The sequence below is a fragment of the Streptomyces sp. NPDC059906 genome (assembly GCF_042730645.1).
GTDB classification, from domain to species: Bacteria; Actinomycetota; Actinomycetes; order Streptomycetales; family Streptomycetaceae; genus Streptomyces; species Streptomyces rubrogriseus.
Genome location: NZ_JBHWKU010000017.1, coordinates 146,169 through 172,031, shown reverse-complemented (window position 1 = coordinate 172,031; position 25,863 = coordinate 146,169). Strand labels below are relative to the sequence as shown.

Below are 25,863 nucleotides of genomic sequence, written 5' to 3'. Positions count from 1 at the left end.
CGAGCGGGACCGGGCCGTCGCCCTGGAGCACACGGGTGGCGCGGGTCCTGGCCGCGCTCCTTCGACCGGGCGACGGCGCAGGCGCCCCGGACCGTTCACTCTTCTCACCGCTCACCATGGAGTGCATTTTATAGCGACCACTAGAAAAAATCGCCGGCCCGTTGTACGGTCATTTCTGTAGCGACCACTAGCGAAATGAGGGGGGCGCCGGGATGGGCGTGCTTACGGGCAGGACGGCACTCGTCACGGGGGCGAGCAGGGGCATCGGACGGGGCATCGCGGAGCGGCTGGGCCGCGACGGCGCTCGGGTCGCGGTGCACTACGGGAGGAACGAGGCGGCGGCGAAGGAGACGGTCGCCGCGATCGAGGCCGGGGGCGGCTCGGCGTTCGCGATCAGGGCCGACCTGGGCGCTCCGGGTGCCGCCGAGGCCCTGTGGGAGCAGTTCGACAGACACGCCGACGGGCTGGACGTGCTGGTGAACAACGCGGGGATCGGCAGCACCCACCCCATCGGGGAGATAGGGGAGGCGGAGTACGACGCGGTCTTCACGGTCAATGTGAAGGCACCGTTCTTCATCCTCAAGCACGGCATGGGGCGGCTGCGCGACGGCGGCCGGGTCATCAACATCTCGTCGGGCCTGGCCCGCACGGCGGTGATGCCGGACAACATGGCGTACGCGATGACGAAGGGCGCGCTGGACGTGTTCTCCCGCGACCTCTCCAAGGTGCTCGGCACCCGGGGCATCACGGTGAACTCGGTGGCGCCCGGCATCATCGACACGGACAACACGGCCGGGATGCTGCACGGGAGCGAGGGCGGCTGGGAGCGGGCGGCGGCACTCTCCGCGCTGGGCGGGGTGGGCGCGCCGGCCGAGGTGGCCGACGTGGTCGCGTTCCTCGCCTCGCACGGGGGCCGGTGGGTCACGGGAAGCTGGGTGGACGCCACGGGAGGTTCGCTGACCTGACACCACGGCCCGAACACCGCCACCCGCCTGACCGTTTCAGCGCGACCGCGGGGTCCCGCTCTGTTAGATTGGTCTAAACCACATAGCCAGTCCCGGGCCCCGGGTGAGTCCTCTCTTCGAAACGGCAGGCCAGCGTGGAAGTTGTCATCGTTCCCGATGCCAAGGCGGGCGGCGAACTCATAGCCGAAGCCATGGCGCAGCTGCTCCGGCGCAAGCCCGACGCCCTGCTCGGGGTGGCCACCGGCTCGACGCCGCTGCCCGTGTACGAGGCGCTGGCGGCCAAGGTGCGCTCGGGTGCCGTGGACACCGCGCGGGCGCGGATCGCCCAGCTCGACGAGTACGTGGGGCTGCCCGCGGAGCACCCGGAGTCCTACCGCTCGGTGCTCCGGCGCGAGGTGCTCGAACCGCTGGGCATCGGTATGGACGCGTTCATGGGCCCCGACGGCACGGCCGCGGACGTGCAGGCGGCGTGTGAGGCCTACGACGCGGCGCTGGGCGGGACCGGCGGGGTCGACCTCCAGCTGCTGGGCATCGGCACGGACGGGCACATCGGCTTCAACGAGCCGTGTTCCTCGCTCGCCTCGCGGACGCGGATCAAGACCCTGACCGAGCAGACCCGGGTCGACAACGCGCGCTTCTTCGACGGCGACATCGAGCAGGTGCCGCACCACGTGATCACCCAGGGCATCGGCACCATCCTGGAGGCGCGGCACGTGGTGCTGCTCGCCACCGGTGAGGGCAAGGCCGACGCGGTCGCCGCGAGCGTCGAGGGTCCGGTCGCGGCCGTGTGCCCGGCCTCCGCCCTGCAGTTGCACCCGCACGCCACGGTCGTCGTCGACGAGGCCGCCGCGTCCAAGCTCAAGCTCGCCGACTACTTCCGGCACACCTACGCCCACAAGCCGGACTGGCAGGGCATCTGACCCGTCGTCCCGTCCCCGGTCCGCGGGGCGGACGCACACGCGCGCGGAAGGCGCCGGATCCCGTCAGGGCCCCGGCGCCTTCGTCGTACCCGCACCACCACCGGCACGGCGCCCACGTCCCAGCCGCACCGCCACCCGGGGGGGGCGGCAGCAGCCCCCGTGCCCGTACTCCCGTCGGCACCGCCGCTCGCCCCGCACCCGCCTGGCGACGGCCCGCCCCACCCTGCGTCCGGGGCCCGCGTGCCCGTCCTTCGCCGGAGCCCCGCGCGGCCACCCACGCCGAAGGCGCCGGCCCCGTCGAGGGACCGGCGCCTTCAGTGGGGCGACGAGTGGTCGTCAGACGCCCGCGACGGCCTCCGCCGCCGCTCGGCCGCAGACGCGGGCCGCGCCGTGGGTGGCCAGGTGGAGGGCGCCGCGGGGTTCCGCCCGCGGGACGCCCATCTCGACGACGACCGTGTCGGGGCGGGCCGCCAGCAGGACGTCGAGGGCCGCCGCCATCCAAGGGTGGCGGTGCTCGTCGCGGACGACGGCGACGATGCGCCGGGAGCCCGCCGCGGCCAGCGCCTCGCGGCCCGCGTCGGCCCCGTTGAAGCTGCCGGTCTCCGTGCCCGGGAGCAGCCGGCCCAGCTCGGCCGCCACCCCCCACGGGGTCTCGTCGCCGACCGCGATGTTCGCCACCGGCGTGAGCGCGGCGACGTACGGCGGCTCGGTGAGCGGCGCGGACTCCCCCGCGACGGTGACGCGCAGCGCACGGCGCGCCGCACGCAGGCCGACGTCGCCGTCGGCGGTGTCCGAGGCCCCGTCGGCAGGACGGTTCGCCGCGGCCCAGCGGGACAGGGACCGGACGCGTTCGGCCGCGTCGGCCAGGCGCTCCTCGGGCAGTTCGCCCGCGCGGACCGCCTCGACCAGCGCGTCGCTCAGCCGCCGTACGGTGCCCTCGTCGTGCAGGCCGCCGCCCACGCAGATCGCGTCGGCACCGGCGGCGATGGCCATGACGGTGCCGCGTTCGATGCCGTAGGTGCCGGCGATCGCCTTCATCTCGATGCCGTCGGTGACGATGAGCCCGTCGTAGCCCAGCTCGCCGCGGAGCAGGTCGGTCAGGATGCGCCGGGACAACGTTGCCGGAAGCTCCGGGTCCAGGGCCGGGACCAGGATGTGGGCGCTCATCACCGCGCGGCTGCCGGCGGCGATGGCGGCGCGGAAGGGGACCAGGTCGCGTGCGGCCAGCACGTCGGCGCCCACGTCGATGCGCGGCATGGCGTGGTGGGAGTCGATGCCCGTGTCGCCGTGGCCCGGGAAGTGCTTGGCGGAGGTGGCCACGCCCGCGGACTGCATCCCGGTGATGTAGGCGGCGGTGTGCCGGGCGACCAGGTCGGTGTCGGAGCCGAAGGCGCGCACCCCGATCACCGGGTTGTCCGGGTTGGAGTTCACGTCGGCGGACGGCGCCCAGTTGAAGTTGACGCCCGCGGCGGCGAGCCGGCGGCCCAGTTCCGCGGCCACCGCCCGGGTGAGCCCGACGTCGTCCACGGCGCCGAGGGCGTGGTTGCCGGGGAAGGAGGAGCCGGTGCGCACCTCGAGACGGGTGACGTCGCCGCCCTCCTCGTCGATCGCGACCAGCAGGTCCTCGCGCTCGGCGCGCAGCTGTGCGGTCAGGGCGGCCACCTGCTCGGGCGAGGTGACGTTGCGCCCGAACAGGGCGACGGACGCCAGCCCTTCGCCGATGCGGCGCAGCAGCCAGTCGGGGGCGGTGGTGGTGCCGGCGAAGCCGGGCTGGAGGACGGCGAGCGCGTCGCGCGTGAGGGTGTCGGTGGCCCTGGCGAGGGTGGTCATCGAGGCGTTATCCCTTCACGGCGCCGTCGGTGAGCCCGCTGACGGCCTTGCGCTGGAGGTAGACGAAGAGGATCAGGATCGGGATGGCGAAGAGGGAGGAGGCGGCCATGGTCGCGCCCCAGTCGTCGCCGAACTGGGTCTGGAAGCTGGACAGCCACAGCGGCAGCGTCTGGGCCTCGGCGTCCTTGTTGAGCACCAGGACCAGGGCGAACTCGTTCCACGCGGTGATGAAGCCGAACAGCGACGTGGACATCAGACCCGGCGCGAGCAGCGGCAGGATGACCAGACGGAACGCCTGGGGGCGGGTGCAGCCGTCGACCATCGCCGACTCCTCCAGCTCCTTCGGCACGGCGGCGACGAAGCCGCGCAGCGTCAGGATGGTGAAGGGCAGGATCATCATCATGTAGAAGAGCGTCAGCGGCACCAGGCTGTTCAGCATCGACGTGTCGCGCACGATCATGTAGACCGCGATGACCATGACTTCCCAGGGCGCCATCTGGGCGAGCATGAAGCCGACGATGAAGCCGCGCCGCCCCTTGAACCGCATCCGCGCCAGGGCGAAGGAGCCGGCCAGCGCGATGACCAGCGAGAAGACGACGGCGAGGACGGTGACCGTCAACGAGTTGGTGACGTACGACCAGAAGTGGTCGACGTCGATCGCGGTCTTGAAGTTCTCGAAGGTGATGTCGGTCGGGAACCAGACCGGGTTCTCCGAGAGGATGTCGTTCCTCGGCTTGAGGGCCGTGGAGAACATCCAGTACACGGGGAACACGAGGCCGATGAACAGGACGACGGCCGTGACGTTGGGCCACAGGCGGCCGAAGAGCGAGCGCTTCACAGCTCGTCCTCCTCTTGCTTGAGCACGATCCTGAGGTAGTACGCGGTCAGGCCGAGCAGGATCAGGATGGTCAGGGCGGCGATCGCCGCGCCCATGCCGTAGTGCTGGTTCCCGACGCCCTCGACGTAGGCGTAGACGGGCAGGATCTCGGTCAGCCGGTCCGGGCCGCCCGCGTTGATGAGGTAGACCTGCACGAACGCCTTGAAGACCCAGATGACTTCCAGGAACGTCGTGGCGTAGAGGAACGGCCGCAGGAACGGCATGGTGACCGTGGTGAAGCTGCGCCAGGCGCCCGCACCGTCGAGGGACGCGGCCTCGTACAGCTCCTTCGAGATGGTGGTGGTCGCCGCGTAGAGGTTGATCGCGACGAACGGGATGGACATCCACACGATCAGCAGCGTGACGACGAAGAACGTCGACATCTGGCTGCTGGTCCAGCTGTAGTCGGCCATGGAGTGCCAGCCGAGCTTGTCCAGGACCCAGTTGACGACGCCGAAGCGCTCGGCGAACAGCCACTTGTAGACGGTGGTCGCGGCCACGATCGGCATGGCCCAGGCCAGGATCAGACCCAGCATGAGGACGAAGCGCATCTTCTTGCCGAGGCGAGCCAGCAGCAGGCCGATCAGCGTGCCCAGAACCATGATCAGGACGACGTTGACCGCCGTGAACAGGATCGAGCGGAGAGTGACCCGCCAGAAGTCCTCGCTGGTGAGGGTCTCCTTGTAGTTGTCGACCCCGTTCCACTCGGTCACATGCTGGATCAGCTGCGACATGTTGAGGTTCTGGAAGGACAGCAGGAGGTCCTTCACCAGCGGCCAGCCGAGCAGCAGCACGGTGGCCGCGACGGCGGGCAGCAACAGCAGATACGGGCCCAGGGCGCCGACACGCGACGCGGCTCTTTCTCTGCGCCCGCCGGTTCCCCCACCGTCCGCCTTGCGGACGTCCGACGGGCCTGAGGGCGGCCGTTCGGTCTGCACGGTCATGCTCGCGGTCTCTCTCTTCTCGACCTGTTCACCTCGACGCCGGGGCGGGGGCCGTCGTGTGGCGGCCCCCGCCCCGGCTCACCCGGCTGCTTCTGCTACTGCTGCTGCGCCAGGCGCTTGTTGAACTCGCCCTCGACCTGCTTGGCGGCCTCGGCCGGGGACTTCCCCTTCATGACGGCCGTCAGGTACGTCTTGATCGGGTTCGGGTCGTTCTCGACGGCGGCCCACTCCGGGATCAGCGGCGTGGTGTCACCGAACTTGGCGGCCGGCGCGGCGGCCTCGGCGGCGGCGTTGCCCTTCAGGTTGCTCTGCAGCGCCTCCTTGTTCGGGATGACGCCGTTGGCCTTGGCCAGCGCACCCTCGTACTTGTCGGAGAGCGCGAGCTTCAGGAACTCCTTGGCCAGGTCCTGCTTCTTGCTGCCCGCGGCGACGGCCAGGTTGGAGCCGCCGAGGAAGACGCCCTCGGGCTTGTCGGCCGTGGGGCCGGGGATGGTGAAGTAGCCGAGGTCCTTCTCGATCGCCGGGTTGGTGGCGATCGCGGTGGCGCCCTCCCAGCCCATGCCGATGAACGAGCCGGTCTTGCCCTTGGCGAAGATCTCACCCTGCTGCGGGGTGGCCTCGTCCTTGTCCTTGGGGGCCTTGGACAGGGCCTGGAACTTCTTGTAGGTCTCGGTGGCGGCGGCGACCTTCGGGTCGGCCAGGTTGGAGACGTACTTGTCGCCGTCCTTCTTGACCAGTTCGCCGCCCTCGCCGATGACCAGGCCCACGAAGTGGTACCAGTTCTGGCCGGGCAGGTAGATCGGCTCGGCGTCGGTCTTCTCGCCGATCGTCTTGAGGTCGTTGTAGAACTCGTCGCGGGTCTTGGGCAGTTCCTTGATGCCCGCGTCCGCCCAGATCTTCTTGTTGTAGACGACGACGCGGTTGACCACGAACCACGGGGCCGCGTACTGCTTGCCGTCGAACACGGCGGACTTGTTGAGGGACTCGGACCAGTCGGTGCCGATCTCGCTCTTGAGGTCGCTCAGGTCCGCGAGGCCGCCGGTCTTGGCGTAGGCCGGGGTCTGGGTGTTGCCGATCTCGAAGACGTCGGGCGGGTTCTCCTCGGAGAGGGCGGTGGTCAGCTTCTGCTGAATGCCGTTCCACTTCTGGATCTCGAACTTGACCTTGGCCTTGGTCTTCGCCTCGAACTCCTTGGCGAGGTCGGCCTGCCAGTCGTCCGGGGAGGAGCCGTCCATCACCCAGACGGTGAGCGTCTCGCCGGCGTAGCCGTCGGCGCCGGCCTTCTTGCCGTCGTCGTCACTGTCGCCCCCGCACGCGGCGATCGAGACCATCATGCCCGCGATACCGATCGCGGCTATAAGCTTGCGCTTCACGCCAACCCTCCTCAGGGATGCCACACAACCCCCCTGCCTCCCCGCGGTTGCTCGTCGACGCGGACCGCCCTTGGGGCCGGGACCTGGACCAATGGTGTAGACCAGTACGGGGAGCTTGGCCCAGACCAATAGGACTGTCAAGGGTGTTCAAACCCAGTCGTCGCCTCCGTGATGGGACCGAGATATGCAGGGACCTTTCATTGCGCAAGCGACAGATCGGGCGGACCGGGACCGGGTGTACCACCCCCCACCGAATGACGTGCCGCGACGGCTCCGAACGCGCGTACCAGCGACGCCCGACCGCTCTGTGGACTAGACCAAGGGTGTTCCCCCGGGTATACAGAAGGGATCACGGAGCGTGCGGGGGCCATCCCGGCACGAAGCCGTGCCACGATGTGAGCCGTGGCCGACAGGGATAGCGGTCGCTTCGGCACCCGGAGCCGGGAAGGCAGAGCATGAGCACCGACGTCAGCAGTGCGGAGAACGAGGGTGGGGCGACCGTCCGTACCGCGCGCGTGCCCAAGTACTACCGTCTGAAGAAGCATCTGCTCGACATGACCCGGACCCAGACGCCGGGCACACCGGTCCCGCCGGAGCGCACCCTGGCCGCCGAGTTCGACACCTCGCGCACGACGGTGCGCCAGGCCCTGCAGGAGCTGGTCGTCGAGGGCCGCCTGGAGCGCATCCAGGGCAAGGGCACCTTCGTCGCCAAGCCCAAGGTGTCACAGGCGCTGCAACTCACCTCGTACACCGAGGACATGCGGGCCCAGGGCCTCGAACCGACCTCTCAGCTGCTGGACATCGGCTACATCACCGCCGACGACCGGCTCGCCGGGCTGCTGGACATCACGGCCGGCGGCCGGGTGCTGCGCATCGAGCGGCTGCGCATGGCCAACGGCGAGCCGATGGCGATCGAGACCACCCACCTCAGCGCGAAGCGCTTCCCCGCCCTGCGCCGCTCCCTGGTGAAGTACACGTCCCTCTACACCGCGCTCGCCGAGGTGTACGACGTCCATCTCGCCGAGGCCGAGGAGACCATCGAGACCTCCCTGGCCACCCCGCGCGAGGCCGGCCTGCTCGGCACCGACGTGGGCCTGCCCATGCTGATGCTCTCCCGGCACTCCCAGGACCGCACCGGCCAGCCGGTGGAGTGGGTCCGGTCGGTGTACCGGGGCGACCGCTACAAGTTCGTGGCCCGCCTCAAGCGGCCCCAGGACTAGGATCCGCACCGGCACATATCCGGCATACCCCCGCGCGCGCGGGCGCGAAGTTGCGGTTGAGGACCGATATACGGACGAGGTCTTCCGCTGTCTTGACACCGTCACCTACATTTCGTGCGCACTGCACGAGGTGATCAGCGAGGGGACGGAGCCGCGCATGTCAGAAGACCCAGAAGTGAGCAGAGAGCCGGTGGTGACGCCGGTGCGCGTCGTCATCGGGCTATGTCTCGTGGCACCGTTCGTCGCCATGCTGTGGGTCGGTTCGTACACCAAGACGGACCCGGCCTTCATCGGCATCCCGTTCTTCTACTGGTACCAGATGGCGTGGGTGCTGATCTCGACCGTGCTGACGGTGACCGCGTACAAGCTGTGGCAGTGGGACCAGCGCGGCCGCGCCGCCGCCCACTCCGCCGCCTCCTCCGCCCCCTCCGCCCCGAAGGGCGGTGAGTCGCGATGAACGACGGCGTGAACGGCGTCGCACTCGCCGTCTTCATCTTCTTCTTCGTCCTCGTCACCGCCATGGGCTTCCTGGCCGCCCGCTGGCGCCGGGCCGCGAACGAGCACAGCCTCGACGAGTGGGGCCTCGGCGGCCGCTCGTTCGGCACCTGGGTCACCTGGTTCCTGCTGGGCGGCGACCTGTACACGGCGTACACCTTCGTGGCCGTCCCGGCGGCGATCTACGCGGCGGGCGCGGCCGGCTTCTTCGCGGTGCCGTACACGATCCTGGTCTACCCGCTGATCTTCACCTTCCTGCCCCGCCTGTGGTCGGTCTCGCACAAGCACGGATACGTGACGACCTCGGACTTCGTGCGGGGCCGGTTCGGCTCCAAGGGCCTGTCGCTGGCGGTGGCCGTCACCGGCATCCTGGCGACCATGCCGTACATCGCGCTCCAGCTGGTCGGCATCCAGGCCGTCCTCGACGTGATGGGCGTCGGCGGCGGCGAGGACACCAACTGGTTCATCAAGGACCTGCCGCTGCTGATCGCCTTCGGTGTGCTGGCGGCGTACACCTACTCGTCGGGACTGCGCGCGCCCGCGCTGATCGCGTTCGTGAAGGACACGCTGATCTACATCGTCATCGCGGTGGCGATCATCTACATCCCGATCAAGCTGGGCGGCTTCGACGACATCTTCGCGTCGGCGAGCGACAAGTTCACCGAGGCGGGCAAGGGCGGGGTGGTGCCGGACGCGGGGGGCCAGTGGACCTACGCGACGCTGGCGCTCGGCTCGGCCCTGGCGCTCTTCATGTACCCGCACTCGATCACCGCCACGCTGTCCTCGCGCAGCCGTAACGTGATCCGGCGCAACACCACGATCCTGCCGCTGTACTCGCTGATGCTGGGCCTGCTCGCGCTGCTCGGCTTCATGGCGATCGCGGCCGGGGTGAAGGTGGACAACGGCCAGCTGGCAATCCCGCAGCTGTTCGAGACCATGTTCCCGGACTGGTTCGCGGGCGTGGCCTTCGCGGCGATCGGCATCGGCGCCCTGGTCCCGGCGGCGATCATGTCGATCGCGGCCGCGAACCTCTTCACCCGCAACATCTACAAGGACTTCATCAAGCCGGACGCCACCCCGGCACAGGAGACGAAGGTCTCCAAGCTGGTGTCGCTCCTGGTGAAGGTGGGCGCGCTGATCTTCGTCCTGGGCATGGACAAGACCGTCGCGATCAACTTCCAGCTGCTGGGCGGCATCTGGATCCTGCAGACCTTCCCGGCCCTGGTCGGCGGCCTGTTCACCCGCTGGTTCCACCGCTGGGCGCTGCTCGGCGGCTGGGCGGTCGGCATGATCTACGGCACGGTCGCCGCCTACGGGGTCGCCTCGCCGACACAGGCGCACTTCGGCGGGTCCTCCGACGAGATCCCCGGCATCGGCGAGATCGGCTACATCGGTCTCACCGCCTTCGTGCTGAACGTCCTGGTCACCGTGGTCCTGACCTTCGTCCTGAGGGCGGTCAAGGCGCCCGACGGCGTGGACGAGACCAAGCCGAGCGACTACACGGCCGACGCCGGCGACCCCGGCGTCCAGGTGGAACTGCCGCCGGCCACGGCGGGCAGCTCGCACTGACCCCTGGTTCGAGGCGGGCCGTCGGAGAAATCCGGCGGCCCGTTGTCGTACCCGTCGGGCACACTCGGGGTCATGGACTTCGTGATCCGGCGGGCGACGGCCGAGGAGTACGACACCCTCGGCGAGATCACCGCGCAGGCCTACCTGCGCGACGGCCTCCTCGACTTCGGGGAGAGCGACTCCTACCTGGACGAGCTGCGCGACGTGGCCAAGCGGGCGGCGGCCGCCGAGGTGCTGGTCGCCGTGGCCGACACCCGGGTGCTCGGCGGCGTGACCTTCGTACCGTCCGGCGGCCCCATGGCGGACATAGCCCGCCCCGGCGAGGCCGAGATACGCATGCTCGCCGTCGCCCGCGAGGCACGCGGCCGCGGGGCGGGCGAGGCCCTCGTACGGGCCTGTGTCGACCGCGCCCGGACGGTGACGGGGTGCACGGGCGTCGTGCTGTCGACCCAGGCCACCATGCGCACCGCCCACCGTCTCTACGCGCGCCTGGGGCTTCGTCCGCACGCCCGACCGCGACTGGAACCCGCTGCCGGAGCTGGACGACATCACGCTGCTCACCTACGAACTGACGCTCTGACACGGCCGCGGCACCCCATCACAACACCCCGTCGAGACACAACATCTGGGGGTGCTCGCGTCCCCCGGCACAAGATGTATGCTCGTGCTCGCTGTCGCCGCAGGGGAATCCGGTGCGAATCCGGAACTGTCCCGCAACGGTGTACTTGCGTGCATCCGTACGTCTTCGCACGTGCGCGCACGCCTGTCCAGTCCGAGGACCTGCCGACAGCGCGCCCGGCCGCCCTGGCCCGGGTGCCATGACGTCCGGGCCTCGTGGAGTGGGCCGGTGGACGCGACGCCGCGTGCGCTCGTGAGCTGCCCCCTGCCCTCCCTCCGCCGGGCCCCGTGCCGAGCGAGGGAGTGCTCCACGTGACCATCGCGCCAGCCGATCCGGCTTCAGCGACCCCGGTGACGGCGACCGGGGAACCCGACGGACCCGGTGCCGCCCTGCTGCGGACCCTGACCGGGCTGACCGCCGACCTCCAGGGCGCCGACCCCGGCCGGGTGGCCGCCGCCGCACTGCGCGGCCGGTCCGCCCGCGCCGACGAGGCCGAGCTGCGCGAGCTGGCCACCGAGGCCGCCGCCGGCCTGATCTCCGAGGACCCGGTCTACTCCCGGCTGGCCGCCCGCCTGCTGACCATCGGCATCCGCGCCGAGGCCGCCTCCCAGGGCGTCGTCACCTTCACCGACTCCGTCGCCACCGGCCACCGCGAGGGCCTGATCGCCGACCGCACCGCGGCCTTCGTCCGGCTGCACGCGGCCCGCCTCGACGCGCTGGTCGACCCGGCCGCCGACGACCGCTTCGGCTACTTCGGCCTGCGTACCGTCTACAGCCGCTACCTGCTCCGCCACCCGCTCACCCGCAAGGCCGTCGAGACGCCCCAGCACTTCCTGCTGCGGGTCGCCGCCGGACTCGCCGAGGACGACACCACCCGGTCCGTGGACGAGGTCGCCGCCCTCTACGGCCTGATGAGCCGCCTCGACTACCTCCCCTCCTCCCCCACCCTCTTCAACTCCGGCACCCGGCACGCCCAGATGTCGTCCTGCTACCTCCTGGACTCCCCCAAGGACGAGCTGGACTCCCTCTACGACCGCCTCCACCAGGTGGCCCGCCTGTCCAAGCACGCCGGCGGCATCGGCATCGCCTACTCCCGCGTCCGCGCCCGGGGTTCGCTGATCCGCGGCACCAACGGGCACTCCAACGGCATCGTCCCGTTCCTGAAGACGCTGGACGCCTCGGTCGCCGCCGTGAACCAGGGCGGCCGGCGCAAGGGCGCCGCCGCGGTCTACCTGGAGACCTGGCACGCGGACGTCGAGGAGTTCCTGGAGCTGCGGGACAACACCGGCGAGGACGCCCGCCGTACGCACAACCTGAACCTCGCGCACTGGATCCCGGACGAGTTCATGCGCCGCGTGGACGCCGACGGGGCCTGGTCGCTGTTCTCCCCCGCCGACGTGCCGGAGCTGACCGACCTGTGGGGCGAGGAGTTCGACGCCGCCTACCGCAGGGCGGAGGAGGCGGGGCTGGCCCGCAGGACGCTGCCCGCCCGGGAGCTGTACGGCCGCATGATGCGCACCCTCGCGCAGACCGGCAACGGCTGGATGACCTTCAAGGACACCGCCAACCGCACGGCCAACCAGACCGCGACCCCCGGCCACGTCGTCCACTCATCCAACCTCTGCACGGAGATCCTGGAGGTCACCGACGACGGGGAGACCGCGGTCTGCAACCTGGGCTCGGTCAACCTCGGCGCGTTCGTCGACCCCGCGAAGGGCGACATGGACTGGGAGCGCCTGGACGCCACCGTCCGCACCGCGGTCACCTTCCTGGACCGGGTCGTCGACATCAACTTCTACCCGACCGAGCAGGCGGGCCGCTCCAACGCCCGCTGGCGCCCGGTCGGCCTCGGCGCGATGGGCCTCCAGGACGTCTTCTTCCAGCTGCGTCTGCCCTTCGACTCCCCCGAGGCGAAGGCCCTGTCCACCCGCATCGCCGAGCGGATCATGCTCGCCGCGTACGAGACCTCCGCCGACCTCGCCGAGCGGGGCGGCCCCGCGCCGGCCTGGGAGAAGACCCGTACGGCCAAGGGGGTGCTGCACCCGGACCACTACGGCGTCGAGCCGGCCTGGCCGGAGCGCTGGGCCGCGCTGCGCGAGCGCATGGCGACGACCGGACTGCGCAACTCCCTGCTCCTGGCCATCGCGCCGACCGCGACCATCGCCTCCATCGCCGGTGTCTACGAGTGCATCGAGCCGCAGGTGTCCAACCTGTTCAAGCGCGAGACGCTGTCCGGAGAGTTCCTCCAGGTCAACTCGTACCTGGTGGACGACCTCAAGCGGCTCGGCGTGTGGGACGCCCGCACCCGTGAGGCGCTGCGCGAGGCCAACGGTTCGGTGCAGGGCTTCACCTGGATCCCCGAGGACGTGCGCGCGCTGTACCGCACCGCCTGGGAGATCCCGCAGCGCGGCCTGATCGACATGGCCGCCGCCCGCACCCCGTACCTCGACCAGGCCCAGTCGCTGAACCTGTTCCTGGAGACGCCGACCATCGGGAAGCTCTCCTCGATGTACGCGTACGCCTGGAAGCAGGGCCTGAAGACCACCTACTACCTGCGCTCGCGCCCGGCGACCCGGATCGCCCGCGCCGCGGCCCGCGCCACCACCGTCCCCGTGCAGGCCGGCCCGGACCCCGAAGCGGTCGCCTGCTCCCTGGAAAACCCCGAGTCCTGCGAGGCCTGCCAGTAATGACCACCGAGACCCCCGCGAACCCCACCACCAAGAACCTGCTCGACCCGGGCTTCGAGCTGACCCTGCGCCCCATGCGCTACCCGGACTTCTACGAGCGCTACCGGGACGCCATCAAGAACACCTGGCACGTCGAGGAGGTCGACCTCCACTCGGACGTCGCCGACCTCGCGAAGCTCAGCCCGATGGAGCAGCACCTGATCGGCCGGCTCGTGGCCTTCTTCGCCACCGGCGACTCGATCGTCGCGAACAACCTGGTGCTGACCCTCTACAAGCACATCAACTCCCCCGAGGCGCGGCTGTACCTGTCCCGCCAGCTCTTCGAGGAGGCCGTCCACGTCCAGTTCTATCTGACGCTGCTGGACACCTACCTGCCCGACCCGGAGGACCGCGCCGCCGCCTTCGCGGCCGTGGAGAACATCCCGTCCATCCGGGAGAAGGCCGGGTTCTGCTTCAAGTGGATGGACTCGGTCGAGTCGATCGACCGGCTGGAGACCAAGGCCGACCGGCGCCGCTTCCTGCTCAACCTGATCTGCTTCGCGGCGTGCATCGAGGGCCTGTTCTTCTACGGCGCCTTCGCCTACGTCTACTGGTTCCGCAGCCGGGGCCTGCTGCACGGCCTGGCCACCGGCACCAACTGGGTGTTCCGGGACGAGACCATGCACATGTCCTTCGCGTTCGACGTCGTCGACACCGTGCGCAAGGAGGAGCCGGAACTGTTCGACGACCAGCTCCAGGAGCAGGTCACCGGCATGCTGCGGGAGGCCGTCGAGGCCGAGCTGCAGTTCGCGCGCGACCTGTGCGGTGACGGCCTCCCGGGCATGAACACCGACTCGATGCGGCAGTACCTGGAGTGCGTGGCCGACCAGCGTCTGACCCGGCTCGGCTTCGCCCCGGTGTACGGCTCCGAGAACCCCTTCTCCTTCATGGAGCTGCAGGGCGTTCAGGAGTTGACCAACTTCTTCGAGCGGCGCCCCTCGGCGTACCAGGTGGCGGTGGAGGGCACGGTCGACCTGTCCGAGGACTTCTGAGTGCTCCGGGTCTCCTTCCCGTAGTGGGTCCGGACCTCCCCGTCCTCCTGGGCCTCCCTGATCCGGCGGTCGATGCGCCTGTCGCGCACGATGCCGATCACCGAGGGGAGGATCATGAGGACGAGGAGTCCGAAGGTCGCGAGCATTCCGACAAGGGCTTCGATCTGGTTTCCGGTCATGACACCACTGTCACGCCGGATGCTCCTTACCGTCAGTGGCAGGACTGCCGTAAGGCCTCGATTTCCTGCCACCGGCGAGGCACACTGGCGGCATGCTGCAGAACGTGGCCGCCGTCCTGCTGGACGGTGCGCATCCCTTCGAACTAGGCGTGATCTGCGAGGTCTTCGGCATCGACCGGAGCGACGAGGGCCTGCCGGGGTACGACTTCGCGGTGGTCTCCGCGGAGGGCCCCACGCTGGGCACCCACGTCGGCGGGCTGACCGTCTCCACGCCGTACGGGCTGGAGCGGCTGGAGGAGGCCGACCTGATCGCGGTGCCGGCGGGCAGCGACTTCGTCCGCCGGGAGTACCCGCCCGACCTGCTGGACGCCCTGCGCAGGGCGACGGACCGGGGCACCCGCGTACTGAGCGTGTGCTCCGGTGTCTTCGTGCTGGGCGCGGCCGGTCTGCTGGACGGGCGGCGCTGCGCGGTGCACTGGCACCACGCGGCCGAGCTGGCCCGCCAGCACCCGCGGGCCCGGGTCGCGCCGGACGTGCTCTACGTCGACGAGGACCCGGTGATCACCTCGGCCGGGACCGCCGCCGGCATCGACGCCTGCCTGCACATCGTGCGCAAGGAGCAGGGGCCGGAGGTCGCCAACCGGATCGCCCGGCGCATGGTGGTGCCACCGCACCGGGACGGCGGACAGGCGCAGTACATCGAACGGCCGCTGCCCCGCTCCTCCTGCGACACCGTCGGCGAGGTGCTGGCCTGGATGGAGCAGCACCTCGACGAGGAGGTCACGGTCGAGCAGCTGGCGGCCCGGGCGCACATGTCCCCGCGCACCTTCGCCCGCCGCTTCCAGCAGGAGACGGGGACGACCCCCTACCGCTGGATCCTGCGCCAGCGCGTCCTGCTGGCCCAGCGGCTGCTGGAAGGGACGGACGAGACGATGGACACGATCGCCTGGCGCGCCGGTTTCGGCACGGCGGCGGCCCTGAGGCACCAGTTCACCAGGGCCCTGGGCACCACCCCGCAGGCCTACCGGCGCACCTTCCGGGGCCCGCGGGCCGCCGCCTGATCCGTCCGGGCCGTCACCGCGCCACGGGCCTGACCAGCAGGTCGTGCGGACGCAGCGTGATGCCGACCCGGACCGCGTCGTTCGAGCCCGCCACCTGTTCGAAGCGGTACTTGGTGGCGAGCGCGGCCGTGATCAGCGTGAGCTGGGCCATCGAGAAGTGGTCGCTGGGGCACTTCCGCTTGCCCGCACTGAACGGCTTCATGGCGTATTTCGGCACATTCGCCGCGCGTTGTGGGAGCCACCGGTCGGGGTCGAACTCCAGGTTGCCGTCGTACGACTTCGGATCGCGTTGGATTGCGTACGGACTGTAGATGATGTCCGCACCGGCCGGAATGCGATAGCCACCGAGTTCGCTCTCGGCCACCGCGCGCCGGGTCAATACCCATACGGCGGGACGCAAACGCATGGCCTCCACGATGACATTGCCGGTGTGCGTGAGCTTCCGGACGTCCTCGAATGCCACGGGACGTCCGCCGGTGACCGCTTCGACTTCGTCGCGTATGCGGTCGGCATGTTCCGGATGGTCGGCAAGTGCCTGGAGCAACCACATGATCGTGGACGCGATGGTTTCACTGCCCGGGGTGAGTATCGCGACCACCTGGTCGTGGATCTCCTGTTCCCCGATCGGGTCGCCATTGTCGTCCTTCGCCTCCAGCAATGCCGTGAGCAAATCGTCCGGCTTTTGACCGGATGCGCGGCGTTCGGCGATGATCTCGTCGACCAGCAGGTGCAGATCGGCCAACGCGTCGTTGAATCGGCGGTTGGCCGGAAGCGGCAGCCGGTACAGCGGTCCGAGCGGGACCACCATGCGCCGGTACATGCCCCGGAAGACGGTGGCGAGCGCGACGCACAGCCGCTCGGCCCGCTCGTCCATGTACTGCCCGCGCAGCAGGCAGCGGGCGGCGACACGCACGGCGACCCGGAAGGACTCGGAGGTGGCGTCGACGGTCTTCCCCGGCTGCCAGCGCTCGGTCAGCGCGTGCGCCTCCTCCTCCATGATCGGCCCGTAGGCGGGGATGGCGTCGAGCCGGAACGCCGGCTGGATGGTGCGCCGCTGGCGGCGGTGGAGCGGGCCGTTGGCGGTCGCCACGCCCTCCTTGCCGAGCAGGCCCTCCAGCGACTCCCACAGCGGACCGGCTATGTGGTAGTCGGGGTTCAGGGCGAGGGCGCCGGTCAGCTCGGGGTTCGTGACGGCGTAGACGGTCTTCGGGCCGAGCTTGATGCGCACGATGTCGCCGTGCTCGCGCAGCTGGGACATGAAGGCCAGCGGGTCGCGGGCCAGCCGCCAGCCGTGGCCGAGCAGCGGCACGCCGCCGCCCGCCACGGGCGGCTCGCGCAGCTCCGGTACACCCGGTGCGGCGGGTGCGCGGGTTTCTGGGTTGACGGACTCGACGGTCATTTCTCACCTGCCGCTTCGTTGTTGACGTACGGGGGCGTGGACCGGTCGTCCCAGCTGTCGACCATGTACCGGCCGGACTCGTGGTGGAACCAGTAGACGGAACTGAACCAGTTCCGCATATTGCCGACGTTGGCCCGCACGGCGCCGCTCAGTTCCTTTCCGCGTACGGTTCCGTCGGGGAGTTCGTCGGCGAACCGTAAGGCGTCCCGCTCGACGGCGAGGAATTCCGTGATGCATTCCTCGACGCGGCGCCGGACTTCTACGATGGCTTCTTCCAGGGTGAGTGAATGGTGGGTGATGAGACTGATGCCAAGATTGTGGACCTCGTCTCCCGCTATTTCCTTGGGCAGCGAGCAGAGGTCGTTGTACCAGGCTGCGAATTCCTGACTCAGCAGCGCCGCCCGGCGATATGCCGGGTGTTTCCGTACGGCGTCCGGGAGTTCGCAGCCCGAGCTCGGCTCCAGCAGGTCGGTCCAGATCCAGTGCGCGAAGGTGAGCCGGCGCAGTTCGAGGTACTCCTCCACGCCGGGCACGATTCCGCGCGTGCGGTTGTGGAATTCACGGTCGTACGCCTCGATCACCGTGTGGAAGTGCCGGGCGAACCGGGCGTTCCAGGTGGCCGGCAGGAAGGCGTAGAGCCGCCGCACACTGTCGGCGAACCCGGCCACCAGCGTGTCCTCGTGGTGCAGGTGGTCCCCGGGTGAGTCGAGCGCCGTGTGCAGCCGGCCGCGCAGTCGCCGCCAGGCGCCGGCCCGGCCGTGGACGATGTCACGGTCGTGGCGGTCGTCCCAGACGAAGAACCACGCGCTGTAGTCCGCTATCGCCTGCATGACCTCGTCGGGCGCGCCGAGGTAGTAGCCCGCCATGAGGTCCGTGTAGCACAGGCCGTCGGCATATTCCTCGACCTTGTCCGCCGGCATGAGCCGCTTTTCGAGCAGCCAGGTCCGGGTTGTCTCCTGGAGCCTGGGCCAATACGGGTGCAGTTGCCGGGGAAATGCCGCCTCGATCACCGGGAGGCGGAGCGATGGCGGTACTGCGATCGCGGTCGGTGTCGCTGTGGTGCCGTGTGGGAAAGCATGCACGAACAAACCCCTCTCAGCCGCCGGTGGCGCACCCCTCTCGCTGAGCGGGGCGTGCGCCGTTGCGTATCCCCGCACTTCCCATTCAGCACCACAACTGACCGTTCTGGGAACGGATTTGCTTCATTCACTACCCCCCGGTGCCGGAATTCTCCTGTTGTGTGGCGGCTTTCCATGCGCGTGCACAGACGCACGGCGCCCGCTCGGGGAAGACCCGAACAGGCGCCGTGCGCAAGGGAGATGTGGGGCGGGTGTGGCGGTGTCAGTCGTTCGCGACCACGGGGTAGCGCGGCTCGTTCTCGGCCATCTGCCGCAGCGCGTCCTTGCGTTCGCGCTTGGAGAGCCGGTCGATGTACAGGTACCCGTACAGGTGGTCCGTCTCGTGCTGCAAACACCGAGCGAAGTACCCCGTGCCGCGCACCTTGACCGGGTTGCCCTTCTCGTCCTGCCCGGTCACCTCGGCGTAGTCGGGGCGGGCGAGCGGCGCGTAGGCGGTGGGCACGGACAGGCAGCCCTCGTTGCTGTCGTCCAGGCGGCGGCGGTCCGCCGGCAGCTCGACGAGCCTCGGGTTGCAGACCACGCCGACGTGGCGGACGCCCTCGTCGTCGGGGCAGTCGTAGACGAAGACCTTCTTGGAGACGCCGATCTGGTTGGCGGCCAGGCCCACTCCCTCGGCGGTGCGCTGGCTGGCGAACATGTCGGCCACCAGCTGCTGGAACTCCTCGCCGAAGTCGGTGACGTCCGCGCACTCCTTGTGCAGCACCGGGTTGCCGACCACCGTGATCGGACGCGAGGTGCCACGCCCGCGCCAGTCGGCCTCACGCTCCTCGCAGTCCTGGCTGTCGACGACGAACCCGTCCTCGTCCACGGGGAGCACGCCCGGGTGCTGCTGATCGGTGTCCTGCTGGGCCATGACCGACGTATGCCTTCCTCGTACAACCAAAGGTGATGCTGACGCTGCTGAGTGTCCTGGCAAAGACTACGGGGCCGCTCAGCAGACCTCTTCCAGGTCCCGCCAGTCCCGGGAATCAGGACTGTCCGCGACCCACCCGTCCAGCAACCCCTTCACCAGTCCCGCCGGCGCGGCCACCCCGCACTCCCGCTCCGGCACCCACAGCTGCCCGTCGGTGCGGTGCCCCAGGGGCCCGGGGTGTCCCGGTTCGCTGTGGTCGTGCGGATCGAGGTGCTCGCCCTCGCCCTCGTCGGACGGCATCCGGGACTCCGAGCACATCCGGCACAGCAGCCGGACGGAGGACGACCAGTCCTCGGCGGCGAACCCGGCGTCGGCGGCCAGCTGCTCCAGGGCGTCGCGGTCGGACTCGGTGGCGGCCTCCAGGAGCACCACCCAGGTGGGCACCGGCGAGGGCGCCCACAGCTCGATCTCGTCGAAGACGGGGTAGGAGTGCCCGGCCGAGGTCGTGCGCTCCCCGTGCGGTACGCCGTCGTGCAGGACGACCTCGCCCCAGCGCCGCCCGGAGGACGGCAGCGGGATGGACAGCACCTCGACACGGGCGGGGTCCAGCCGCCGCCCCCACACCACCTCGGCCTCGCCCTCCGGGGACAGCCGTACGGCGGCGCTGCCGAGGTCCATGCCGAGCGGCTCACTCGCGTCCGTGGCGTCCCCCGGGGTGCGCAGCCCGTAGGCCTGCCAGGCGCGACGGGCCAGCGGCCAGTCCTGAAGGGCGGTCGCGGCGATGCCGACGTTCCACCAGTCGGGGGCGCCGATGTCCCGGTCGAGCAGCGCGACGGCCCGCAGACCGGCCGCCCTCGCCTGCTCCCAGTCGTGCCGGAACTTGTGCAGCAGCGCCAGGTTGAACCAGGACTCCGACAGCCAGGGCTCCAGGTCGGCCGCCCGCGTCAGCAGCGCGCCCGCGTCCTCGTAGCGACCGTCGCCGATCAGCGTGAACGCGCGGTCGGTGGCCTGCCGCCAGGAGGCGGAGGGCCGGTGCCGTGCCTTGCCGAAGATCCTCACGATTCCCGCCTGCCAGTTCCGTTCTGTGGGCTGGCTGTGCCTTTTCGCGCCCCCGGACACCCTCTCCTGGGCATCAAACCACGTACGGCTGCGGAGGCGCTCATTACCCATGGGTTACCCAGCCCCGGGCTCGGTAAGGCTGCCTCGGGAAAGGACCCGGGCCAGCGCTTCCACCACCTCGGGAGCGTAGTCGCCCGCGGTGGCCAGGCGCAGCTCCTCCAGCGCGGTCAGGACGCCGCCGGGACCCGCGGCCCGCGCCTTCTCCTCGTAGGCGTTCACGACGCGGACGATCCGCGCGGCGACCGGCTGCTCCCGGCAGGGGTCGGCCTGCCGCTCCACCACCACCGCGACCGCCGCGTCGACGCCGGTCTGGCGGACGACGGCCCCGCCGAGCAGCGCGATCCGCCGCTGTTCGGTGACGGGCAGGCCGGCGGTGGCACCCGACGGGACCGGGTCGACCAGGCTCAGCTGGCCGATGTCGTGCATGAGGGCCGCGTACTCCAGCACGGTCAGCTCGGCCCCCGACAGCCCCAGGTCCCGGCCGACGGCCACCCCGAGCCCGGCGACGCGGCGCGCGTGCCCGGCCGGGGTGTATCCGGCGATCTCGGTGGCGCGGGCCAGGGAGGCGATGGTCTGCCGGTAGGTGGCCCGGACCGCCGCGTACCGCCGGTAGGACAGCTGGGCGAGCAGGAGGGGCACGGAGAAGACGGGGAGCGCCCACAGTCCCGCGACGCTCACCGCGAGCGCCATCACCGCGCCGGTCGCGCACACCGCGGAGGTGATCCCGACCATGCCGCGCAGCTCTTCGCGCAGCAGCGGCCCGAAGGGCCAGCCGGTGCGCGCGTGCGCGGGTGCCGCGGCGAGCACCGCGTCGCACAGCGTTGTCAGGGCGAGCAGCCCGAGCAGCAGCAGCGCGTAGGCGGGGCCGCTCCAGTCGTCGAGGACACCCTGGTTGGACAGCGGCCGGAAGCACACGGCGGCGAACCCGACGGTGAGCACGCGCCGCGCCAGGTGGTCGAGGACGGGCCCGCTGCCGCGCGCGACGTAGGGCACGCTGCCGAGCAGCGAGGCGGCGAGCACGACGGTGACGGTCTGGGCCACACCGTGGTGCGCGGGCTGCCCGGCGACGTCTCCGAGCAGCGCGTACGCCAGCGCGCCCGCGGCGCCGAGCGGGGCGGCCTCCCGGGCCTCGGCGCCGGTCCGCCGGGTCAGCTCACCGAGGACGACCAGCCCTGCGAAGGCCAGCGCGACGGGCCGCTGGGCGGGCCCCGCCCCCAGCACGGTGGCGAGACATCCGAGCGCGAGGAGCCCGGCACAGGCGGGTACGAGGAGAACGGCCGCCGGCGGCGGGGACTGGGCCGGCGGCTGCAAGGGCGTCATGGCGCGCCCCTGCCGACGCTGTCCCGCGCGTCCTCGCCCCGGCCCGGCGCCGGTCCGGCGGGGAAGGCGGGCGGGCCGTCCGCCGTGACGGACGGGCGCCAGCCGTGCCGGCCGAGGGCCCGGACCAGTGCCCGCACCATCCGCGGGTCGAACTGTCCACCGGCACACCGCTGGAGCTCCGCCAGCGCCGTCGCGACGGGCCGGGCCCTGCTGTAGGAGCGCGTCGACGTCATCGCGTCGAAGGCGTCGGCGACGGCCACCACCCGGGCCGACTCGGGGATCCGGTCGCCGGCCAGCCCGTAGGGGTAGCCGCTGCCGTCCAGCCGTTCGTGGTGGTGGAGGACGGCGGCGCGGGCCTCTCCCAGGAAGCGGATGCCGCGCACCATCTCGTGCCCGTACTCGGGGTGCAGTTCGATCACCCGCCGCTCCTCGGGCGTCAGCGGACCGTCCTTGCGCAGCAGCCGGGTGGGCACGCCGAGCTTGCCCACGTCGTGCAGGATCCCGGCGAAGCGCAGGGTCTCGACGCGCTCGTCGTCCATGCCCAGCTCGCGGGCGATCATCATGGAGGCCTGGCCGACGCGTTCGCTGTGGCCGCGCGTGTAGCCGTCCTTGATGTCGACGGCCTGCACCAGGGCGCGGATGGTCGCCTGGTGCGCGGCCCGCTCACGGTGGTACTGGGCGAAGGCCCACCAGGCCACGCACATCGGCAGCAGCACGAGCAGCGCGGCCACCGGGCCGTACGGGCTGCGCCACAGGACGGCCATCATGAGCCCGGCGAGTCCGTGCACGGCGATCGGCGCGAGCGACCGGGAGAGCAGTCCCCGCCACGCCCGGCTCGGCGGCACGTGGTCGGCGAGGGTGAGGATGCCGCCGTCCAGCACGGTGAGGACCAGGCAGAAGGCGAGTACGGCCGCCCCGGCCGGCACGAGGGCGTACGGGAAGGCGGGCTCGACGACCGCGTCCCGGCCCCCGAGCCGCCAGTGGACACAGGCCGCGGCCCACACGGCCAGGGTCAGCTGCGCGGCCCGCCACACGCGCCGCAGACCGACGGGGCGGCGCGGCACCGGGGCCAGCAGGGCTCCCGGCAGTGCCACGAGCGCGGCGGCGGGCGGCGGCAGCAGGAAGGCGCCGGCGAGCAGGACGGGGTAGCAGGTCCCGACGAAGCGGGACCGCGCGACCAGTTCGGACCCCGCGTACAGCCCCGCCAGCAGCAGCACCGCCCACCAGGGCGCGTGCACCGCGGGCAGCGGGCGCAGGCAGAGCAGCGCGGTGAGGGCGACGACGGTCACGTACACACGTGCCCGCGCCGGTACCGCGTCCATCAGCCCCTCCCCTGGCCACGCCTGTCAGGCTCAGGAGCCTAGGACGGCGGCGGGGAGGCCGCGGGCAGATAACCCGCGGATTAGCACGTACGAGTGACTTCTGGCGGAGTCGGGACGCTCAGGGCGGCTCGGGCGGGGCGGCTCAGGACTCCTGCGGAGCCGAGGAGGGTGCGGCCGTGACGTCGTGTTCGGGCACGGACTGCCCGGACCGGATCAGGTCCAGCCGTCCCATGACCTTGGCCCGCAGGTCACCGGGCACGTCGTCCTGCCCGCAGCACCGCTTGACCAGCTTCTTCACGGCCTGCTCCAGCCCGTACTTCTCCAGGCAGGGCGAGCACTCCTCGAAGTGGTGCTCGAACTTCACACAGTCCGAGTCCGGCATCTCTTTGTCGAGAAACTCGTAGAGATGATCGAGGATTTCGCTGCAATCCGTCTCGTGCGGCTCTCCGCAGCTCATGACCCCGAGCCTTTCGCTTCGTTCGACTCTCCGGCGCCGGCGGGGACCAGACCGCGGTCGCGGGCGTAGTCCTCCAGCATGCCGCGCAGCTGACGGCGTCCACGGTGCAGCCGGGACATCACCGTACCGATGGGTGTCCCCATGATGTCCGCGATCTCCTTGTAGGCAAAGCCCTCGACGTCCGCCAGATACACGGCGATACGGAATTCCTCGGGGATCGCCTGGAGCGCCTGCTTCACGTCCGAGTCGGGCAGGTGGTCGAGCGCCTGCGACTCCGCGGAGCGCAGACCCGTCGACATGTGCGACTCGGCACGGGCGAGCTGCCAGTCCTCGATCTCCTCGGCCGCGCTGCGCTGGGGCTCGCGCTGCTTCTTGCGGTACGAGTTGATGAAGGTGTTGGTGAGGATGCGGTACAGCCACGCCTTGAGGTTGGTGCCCTCGCGGAACTGGTGGAAGGACGCGTACGCCTTGGCGTAGGTCTCCTGCACCAGGTCCTCGGCGTCGGCCGGATTACGCGTCATGCGCAGCGCGGCCGAGTACATCTGGTCGAGGAACTCCAGCGCGTCCCGCTCGAAGCGCGCGCTGCGCTCCGCGGTCGACTCCGCGTCCGTACCCCGGCCCTCGGGCTGCTCCGCCTGGCCGTGTTCGGTCCCTGCGTCGGTCCCAGTGACCGGACCCACCTCCTCCGATGTCGTCGTGAAACCGAGACCGGTCTCACCCGAATCGGAGGATAGACGACCTGCGGTCGGGGACGCTTGCCGATTCGATCCGCCCACCGGCCGAACAGGGGCGGTCTTGGCAGCGTGCAGCACGGTCCAGTCCAGGTCGGCGCGGCTGCTGCGACTCGGGCAGAAGGCTGAACCCATGCGGCGGACTTCCTCTCCTACGGCGTCGGTGCTGATTCTCAGCAACGTACGAACGGCACAACAGTGGCCGTCCGCCGGTCATTCCCGGGCGTTCAGCCGAGTGAGCCGGTCCACCGGGCCACACCGTCGGTGATCAGCTCCAGCGCCCTCTCCTGGCTGATCTCCGCCCGTTTGGGCACGGCGAAGCCGTGGTCGCCGTACGGCACCTCGATCAGGTCGTAGGTCCCCCCGGGTGCCTCGGGGAACTCCCGCGGCCTGCCGAAGGGGTCGTTGCCGCCCTGGACCACGAGGGTGGGCACGCCGGCCCCGAGCAGCTCGTCGGCGCGGGACTTCTCCGGCTTGCCCGGCGGGTGCAGGGGGAAGCTGAGCGCGAGGACGGCGCGGGCGCCCAGTTCGCCGGCGGTGCGGCAGGCGACGCGGGCGCCGGCGCTGCGGCCGCCCGAGATCACCGGCAGGCCGGGCGCGGCGAGCGCGGGCCAGACGCCCCGCCATCCGGTGTCGAGGGTCTTCGGCGCGGGCGCCAGCTTCCTGCCCGCCACCCGCCAGGGCTGCTCGACGAGGGCGACGCTCACCCCGTGGGCGGGCAGTGCGGCCGCCAGCGCCTTCAGGTCGCGCGCTTCGATGCCGCCGCCGGCACCGTGGCTCACGGCGAGGACGAGTCGGGGCCGCTTCGCCCGGTGCCAGGTGATCCGGGCGGGGCCCGCGTCCGTCTCGACCGGCTCTGTCACAACCTCTGCCACGACCTCAGTCACAACCCTCTGTCGCATCCGTCACGTCAGAAATCTGTCGCATCCGTCACGTCAGAAAAGTGTGCTCTCTTCCGGTGCCTCCAGCTCCTTGAGCAGCTCCGGTCCGTTGTTGCGGACGTTGCTCACGGCCGTGGAGACGGGGAAGGCCCGCATCAGCCCGGCGGGCGGGGGCGCCAGCAGGGAGGTCAGCTCGTCGGGGTCGGTGCGCGCCGGGTCGAGCCAGTCGTCCCAGCGGTCCGGCGTCAGCATCAGGGGCATCCGGGGGTGGATGTCGGCCAGCGCGTGCGGGCCGTCGGCCGGGGCGACCGCGAGCGGCGTGGTCTCGGCCTCCGTGGTGATCACCGAGCACGTCACCCACCAGGCCTGCGGGTGGTCGTCGGGGAGCGTCCTGTCCCGCCAGAACTCGTAGAGCCCGGCCATGGCGAACACGGAGCCGTCGGCGGGGGTCACGAAGTACGGCTGCTTGCGCGGCCGCTTCTTGCGCCCCTCGACCTCCAGGTCCCGCTCCTGCGAGCCGGTGACCCATTCGTAGTAGCCGTCGGCGGGCAGGATGCAGCGCCGGGTGCTGAAGGCGCGGCGGTAGGAGGGCTTCTCGTGGACGGTCTCCGCGCGGGCGTTGATCATCCGGGCGCCGCCCTCGGGCGTCTTGGACCAGGAAGGGACGAGACCCCACTTCAGCTTCCGCAGCTGGCGAACCGGCTTCGGGTCCTCGACGTCTTTCAGGGGACGGTCCAGGACGGCGTAGACCTCCTTGGTGGGGGCCACGTTGTAGTCGGGCTCCAAGCTCTCCTTGGGCTCCCACTTCTCGATCTCGAAGATTCCCGCGAGATCCTCGGGTCGACGACTCGCCGCATACCGTCCGCACATAC

The 25,863-nt window shown here is 70.7% G+C and carries 23 protein-coding genes, 1 pseudogene and 1 riboswitch; of the genes and pseudogenes, 9 read left to right on the top strand and 15 right to left on the bottom strand.

The window, feature by feature from the left end; all coding sequences use genetic code 11:
* The first annotated feature begins 212 nt into the window (after positions 1-212).
* Together ACFV9J_RS25205 and nagB are read left to right on the top strand one after the other, a co-directional pair.
* On the top strand, positions 213-965 hold the full coding sequence (locus ACFV9J_RS25205) for an SDR family oxidoreductase (RefSeq protein ID WP_385357310.1): 753 nt from the start codon (positions 213-215) through the stop codon (positions 963-965).
* A 134-nt stretch (positions 966-1,099) separates the two neighbouring features.
* Positions 1,100-1,885 (top strand): glucosamine-6-phosphate deaminase, encoded by a 786-nt coding sequence (nagB, locus tag ACFV9J_RS25200; protein WP_356856696.1) that lies wholly within the window; start codon positions 1,100-1,102, stop codon positions 1,883-1,885.
* Positions 1,886-2,221: 336 nt separating this feature from the next.
* On the opposite strand, the gene ACFV9J_RS25195 is transcribed toward nagB, so the two are convergent.
* The 4 genes from ACFV9J_RS25195 to dasA form a co-directional block, all read right to left on the bottom strand.
* On the bottom strand, positions 2,222-3,715 hold the full coding sequence (locus ACFV9J_RS25195; protein WP_385357307.1) for a glycoside hydrolase family 3 protein: 1,494 nt from the start codon (positions 3,713-3,715) through the stop codon (positions 2,222-2,224).
* A gap of 7 nt (positions 3,716-3,722) precedes the next feature.
* Positions 3,723-4,553, bottom strand: coding sequence for a carbohydrate ABC transporter permease (locus ACFV9J_RS25190; protein ID WP_385357304.1), 831 nt, complete (start codon positions 4,551-4,553; stop codon positions 3,723-3,725).
* A complete protein-coding gene (locus tag ACFV9J_RS25185; protein WP_385357301.1) occupies positions 4,550-5,536 on the bottom strand; it encodes a carbohydrate ABC transporter permease in 987 nt (328 codons plus the stop codon). Before ACFV9J_RS25185 ends, ACFV9J_RS25190 begins: the two co-directional genes overlap by 4 nt.
* Positions 5,537-5,631: 95 nt before the next feature.
* Entirely contained in the window at positions 5,632-6,909 is a 1,278-nt protein-coding gene (gene dasA / locus ACFV9J_RS25180) for a N,N'-diacetylchitobiose ABC transporter substrate-binding protein DasA (protein ID WP_385357299.1), read from the bottom strand.
* 455 nt (positions 6,910-7,364) lie between these two features.
* Between dasA and ACFV9J_RS25175 the strand changes: the two genes are divergently transcribed.
* The 6 genes and pseudogenes from ACFV9J_RS25175 to ACFV9J_RS25150 all read left to right on the top strand — a co-directional run bounded on the left by ACFV9J_RS25175 (position 7,365) and on the right by ACFV9J_RS25150 (position 14,530).
* The gene (locus tag ACFV9J_RS25175) at positions 7,365-8,129 is read left to right on the top strand and encodes a GntR family transcriptional regulator (protein ID WP_003973740.1); all 765 of its coding nucleotides are present in this window, start codon (positions 7,365-7,367) and stop codon (positions 8,127-8,129) included.
* 157 nt (positions 8,130-8,286) lie between these two features.
* Complete coding sequence (locus ACFV9J_RS25170) at positions 8,287-8,586, top strand: DUF3311 domain-containing protein (RefSeq protein WP_385357295.1); 300 nt, start codon at positions 8,287-8,289, stop codon at positions 8,584-8,586.
* A complete protein-coding gene (gene mctP / locus ACFV9J_RS25165) occupies positions 8,583-10,193 on the top strand; it encodes a monocarboxylate uptake permease MctP (protein ID WP_385357292.1) in 1,611 nt (536 codons plus the stop codon). The genes ACFV9J_RS25170 and mctP overlap by 4 nt, the downstream gene beginning before the upstream one ends.
* Positions 10,194-10,265: 72 nt before the next feature.
* Positions 10,266-10,773, top strand: a pseudogene (locus ACFV9J_RS25160) (GNAT family N-acetyltransferase).
* 61 nt (positions 10,774-10,834) lie between these two features.
* Positions 10,835-10,996: riboswitch (cobalamin riboswitch) on the top strand.
* Positions 10,997-11,123: 127 nt separating this feature from the next.
* Positions 11,124-13,499 carry a ribonucleoside-diphosphate reductase subunit alpha gene (locus ACFV9J_RS25155; RefSeq protein ID WP_385357288.1) on the top strand — a complete coding sequence of 792 codons (2,376 nt, stop codon included), beginning with the start codon at positions 11,124-11,126 and terminating at the stop codon, positions 13,497-13,499.
* A complete protein-coding gene (locus tag ACFV9J_RS25150) occupies positions 13,499-14,530 on the top strand; it encodes a ribonucleotide-diphosphate reductase subunit beta (protein WP_385357286.1) in 1,032 nt (343 codons plus the stop codon). The genes ACFV9J_RS25155 and ACFV9J_RS25150 overlap by 1 nt, the downstream gene beginning before the upstream one ends.
* On the opposite strand, the gene ACFV9J_RS25145 is transcribed toward ACFV9J_RS25150, so the two are convergent.
* The gene (locus tag ACFV9J_RS25145; RefSeq protein ID WP_385357283.1) at positions 14,443-14,709 is read right to left on the bottom strand and encodes a hypothetical protein; all 267 of its coding nucleotides are present in this window, start codon (positions 14,707-14,709) and stop codon (positions 14,443-14,445) included. The genes ACFV9J_RS25150 and ACFV9J_RS25145 overlap by 88 nt on opposite strands.
* A 92-nt stretch (positions 14,710-14,801) precedes the next feature.
* Between ACFV9J_RS25145 and ACFV9J_RS25140 the strand changes: the two genes are divergently transcribed.
* A complete protein-coding gene (locus ACFV9J_RS25140; RefSeq protein ID WP_385357281.1) occupies positions 14,802-15,770 on the top strand; it encodes a GlxA family transcriptional regulator in 969 nt (322 codons plus the stop codon).
* A gap of 13 nt (positions 15,771-15,783) precedes the next feature.
* Here the strand turns inward: ACFV9J_RS25140 and ACFV9J_RS25135 are convergent, their stop codons facing one another.
* From ACFV9J_RS25135 to ACFV9J_RS25090, 10 genes are all read right to left on the bottom strand, one after another.
* On the bottom strand, positions 15,784-17,169 hold the full coding sequence (locus ACFV9J_RS25135) for a cytochrome P450 (RefSeq protein WP_385357278.1): 1,386 nt from the start codon (positions 17,167-17,169) through the stop codon (positions 15,784-15,786).
* Positions 17,166-18,251, bottom strand: a complete 1,086-nt coding sequence (gene cyc1, locus ACFV9J_RS25130) for an epi-isozizaene synthase (protein ID WP_385357275.1) — start codon at positions 18,249-18,251, stop codon at positions 17,166-17,168. The genes ACFV9J_RS25135 and cyc1 overlap by 4 nt, the downstream gene beginning before the upstream one ends.
* 259 nt (positions 18,252-18,510) lie before the next feature.
* Entirely contained in the window at positions 18,511-19,161 is a 651-nt protein-coding gene (def, locus tag ACFV9J_RS25125) for a peptide deformylase (RefSeq protein ID WP_385357273.1), read from the bottom strand.
* A 78-nt stretch (positions 19,162-19,239) separates the two neighbouring features.
* Positions 19,240-20,220 carry a tetratricopeptide repeat protein gene (locus ACFV9J_RS25120; RefSeq protein ID WP_385357271.1) on the bottom strand — a complete coding sequence of 327 codons (981 nt, stop codon included), beginning with the start codon at positions 20,218-20,220 and terminating at the stop codon, positions 19,240-19,242.
* A 114-nt stretch (positions 20,221-20,334) separates the two neighbouring features.
* On the bottom strand, positions 20,335-21,600 hold the full coding sequence (locus ACFV9J_RS25115; protein WP_385357268.1) for an HD-GYP domain-containing protein: 1,266 nt from the start codon (positions 21,598-21,600) through the stop codon (positions 20,335-20,337).
* The gene (locus tag ACFV9J_RS25110; protein WP_385357265.1) at positions 21,597-22,922 is read right to left on the bottom strand and encodes an HD-GYP domain-containing protein; all 1,326 of its coding nucleotides are present in this window, start codon (positions 22,920-22,922) and stop codon (positions 21,597-21,599) included. The genes ACFV9J_RS25115 and ACFV9J_RS25110 overlap by 4 nt, the downstream gene beginning before the upstream one ends.
* 142 nt (positions 22,923-23,064) lie before the next feature.
* On the bottom strand, positions 23,065-23,379 hold the full coding sequence (gene rsrA, locus ACFV9J_RS25105) for a mycothiol system anti-sigma-R factor (RefSeq protein ID WP_059300663.1): 315 nt from the start codon (positions 23,377-23,379) through the stop codon (positions 23,065-23,067).
* The gene (sigR, locus tag ACFV9J_RS25100) at positions 23,376-24,059 is read right to left on the bottom strand and encodes an RNA polymerase sigma factor SigR (protein WP_087807317.1); all 684 of its coding nucleotides are present in this window, start codon (positions 24,057-24,059) and stop codon (positions 23,376-23,378) included. Before sigR ends, rsrA begins: the two co-directional genes overlap by 4 nt.
* A 278-nt stretch (positions 24,060-24,337) precedes the next feature.
* On the bottom strand, positions 24,338-24,973 hold the full coding sequence (locus ACFV9J_RS25095; RefSeq protein ID WP_385357318.1) for an alpha/beta family hydrolase: 636 nt from the start codon (positions 24,971-24,973) through the stop codon (positions 24,338-24,340).
* Positions 24,974-25,045: 72 nt separating this feature from the next.
* A complete protein-coding gene (locus ACFV9J_RS25090; protein ID WP_385357260.1) occupies positions 25,046-25,861 on the bottom strand; it encodes an SOS response-associated peptidase in 816 nt (271 codons plus the stop codon).
* Between the last annotated feature and the right edge of the window lie 2 nt (positions 25,862-25,863).

What these genes read in the sequence shown, in the direction of transcription:
- ACFV9J_RS25115 (WP_385357268.1), bottom strand. Translation starts at nt 21,600, where the DNA reads ATGACGCCCTTGCAGCCGCCGGCCCAGTCCCCGCCGCCGGCGGCCGTT.
- ACFV9J_RS25175 (WP_003973740.1), top strand. Translation starts at nt 7,365, where the DNA reads ATGAGCACCGACGTCAGCAGTGCGGAGAACGAGGGTGGGGCGACCGTC.
- ACFV9J_RS25140 (WP_385357281.1), top strand. Translation starts at nt 14,802, where the DNA reads ATGCTGCAGAACGTGGCCGCCGTCCTGCTGGACGGTGCGCATCCCTTC.
- ACFV9J_RS25090 (WP_385357260.1), bottom strand. Translation starts at nt 25,861, where the DNA reads ATGTGCGGACGGTATGCGGCGAGTCGTCGACCCGAGGATCTCGCGGGA.
- ACFV9J_RS25135 (WP_385357278.1), bottom strand. Translation starts at nt 17,169, where the DNA reads ATGACCGTCGAGTCCGTCAACCCAGAAACCCGCGCACCCGCCGCACCG.
- ACFV9J_RS25170 (WP_385357295.1), top strand. Translation starts at nt 8,287, where the DNA reads ATGTCAGAAGACCCAGAAGTGAGCAGAGAGCCGGTGGTGACGCCGGTG.
- mctP (WP_385357292.1), top strand. Translation starts at nt 8,583, where the DNA reads ATGAACGACGGCGTGAACGGCGTCGCACTCGCCGTCTTCATCTTCTTC.
- rsrA (WP_059300663.1), bottom strand. Translation starts at nt 23,379, where the DNA reads ATGAGCTGCGGAGAGCCGCACGAGACGGATTGCAGCGAAATCCTCGAT.
- ACFV9J_RS25205 (WP_385357310.1), top strand. Translation starts at nt 213, where the DNA reads ATGGGCGTGCTTACGGGCAGGACGGCACTCGTCACGGGGGCGAGCAGG.
- ACFV9J_RS25110 (WP_385357265.1), bottom strand. Translation starts at nt 22,922, where the DNA reads ATGGACGCGGTACCGGCGCGGGCACGTGTGTACGTGACCGTCGTCGCC.
- ACFV9J_RS25185 (WP_385357301.1), bottom strand. Translation starts at nt 5,536, where the DNA reads ATGACCGTGCAGACCGAACGGCCGCCCTCAGGCCCGTCGGACGTCCGC.
- ACFV9J_RS25195 (WP_385357307.1), bottom strand. Translation starts at nt 3,715, where the DNA reads ATGACCACCCTCGCCAGGGCCACCGACACCCTCACGCGCGACGCGCTC.
- ACFV9J_RS25150 (WP_385357286.1), top strand. Translation starts at nt 13,499, where the DNA reads ATGACCACCGAGACCCCCGCGAACCCCACCACCAAGAACCTGCTCGAC.
- def (WP_385357273.1), bottom strand. Translation starts at nt 19,161, where the DNA reads ATGGCCCAGCAGGACACCGATCAGCAGCACCCGGGCGTGCTCCCCGTG.
- ACFV9J_RS25145 (WP_385357283.1), bottom strand. Translation starts at nt 14,709, where the DNA reads ATGACCGGAAACCAGATCGAAGCCCTTGTCGGAATGCTCGCGACCTTC.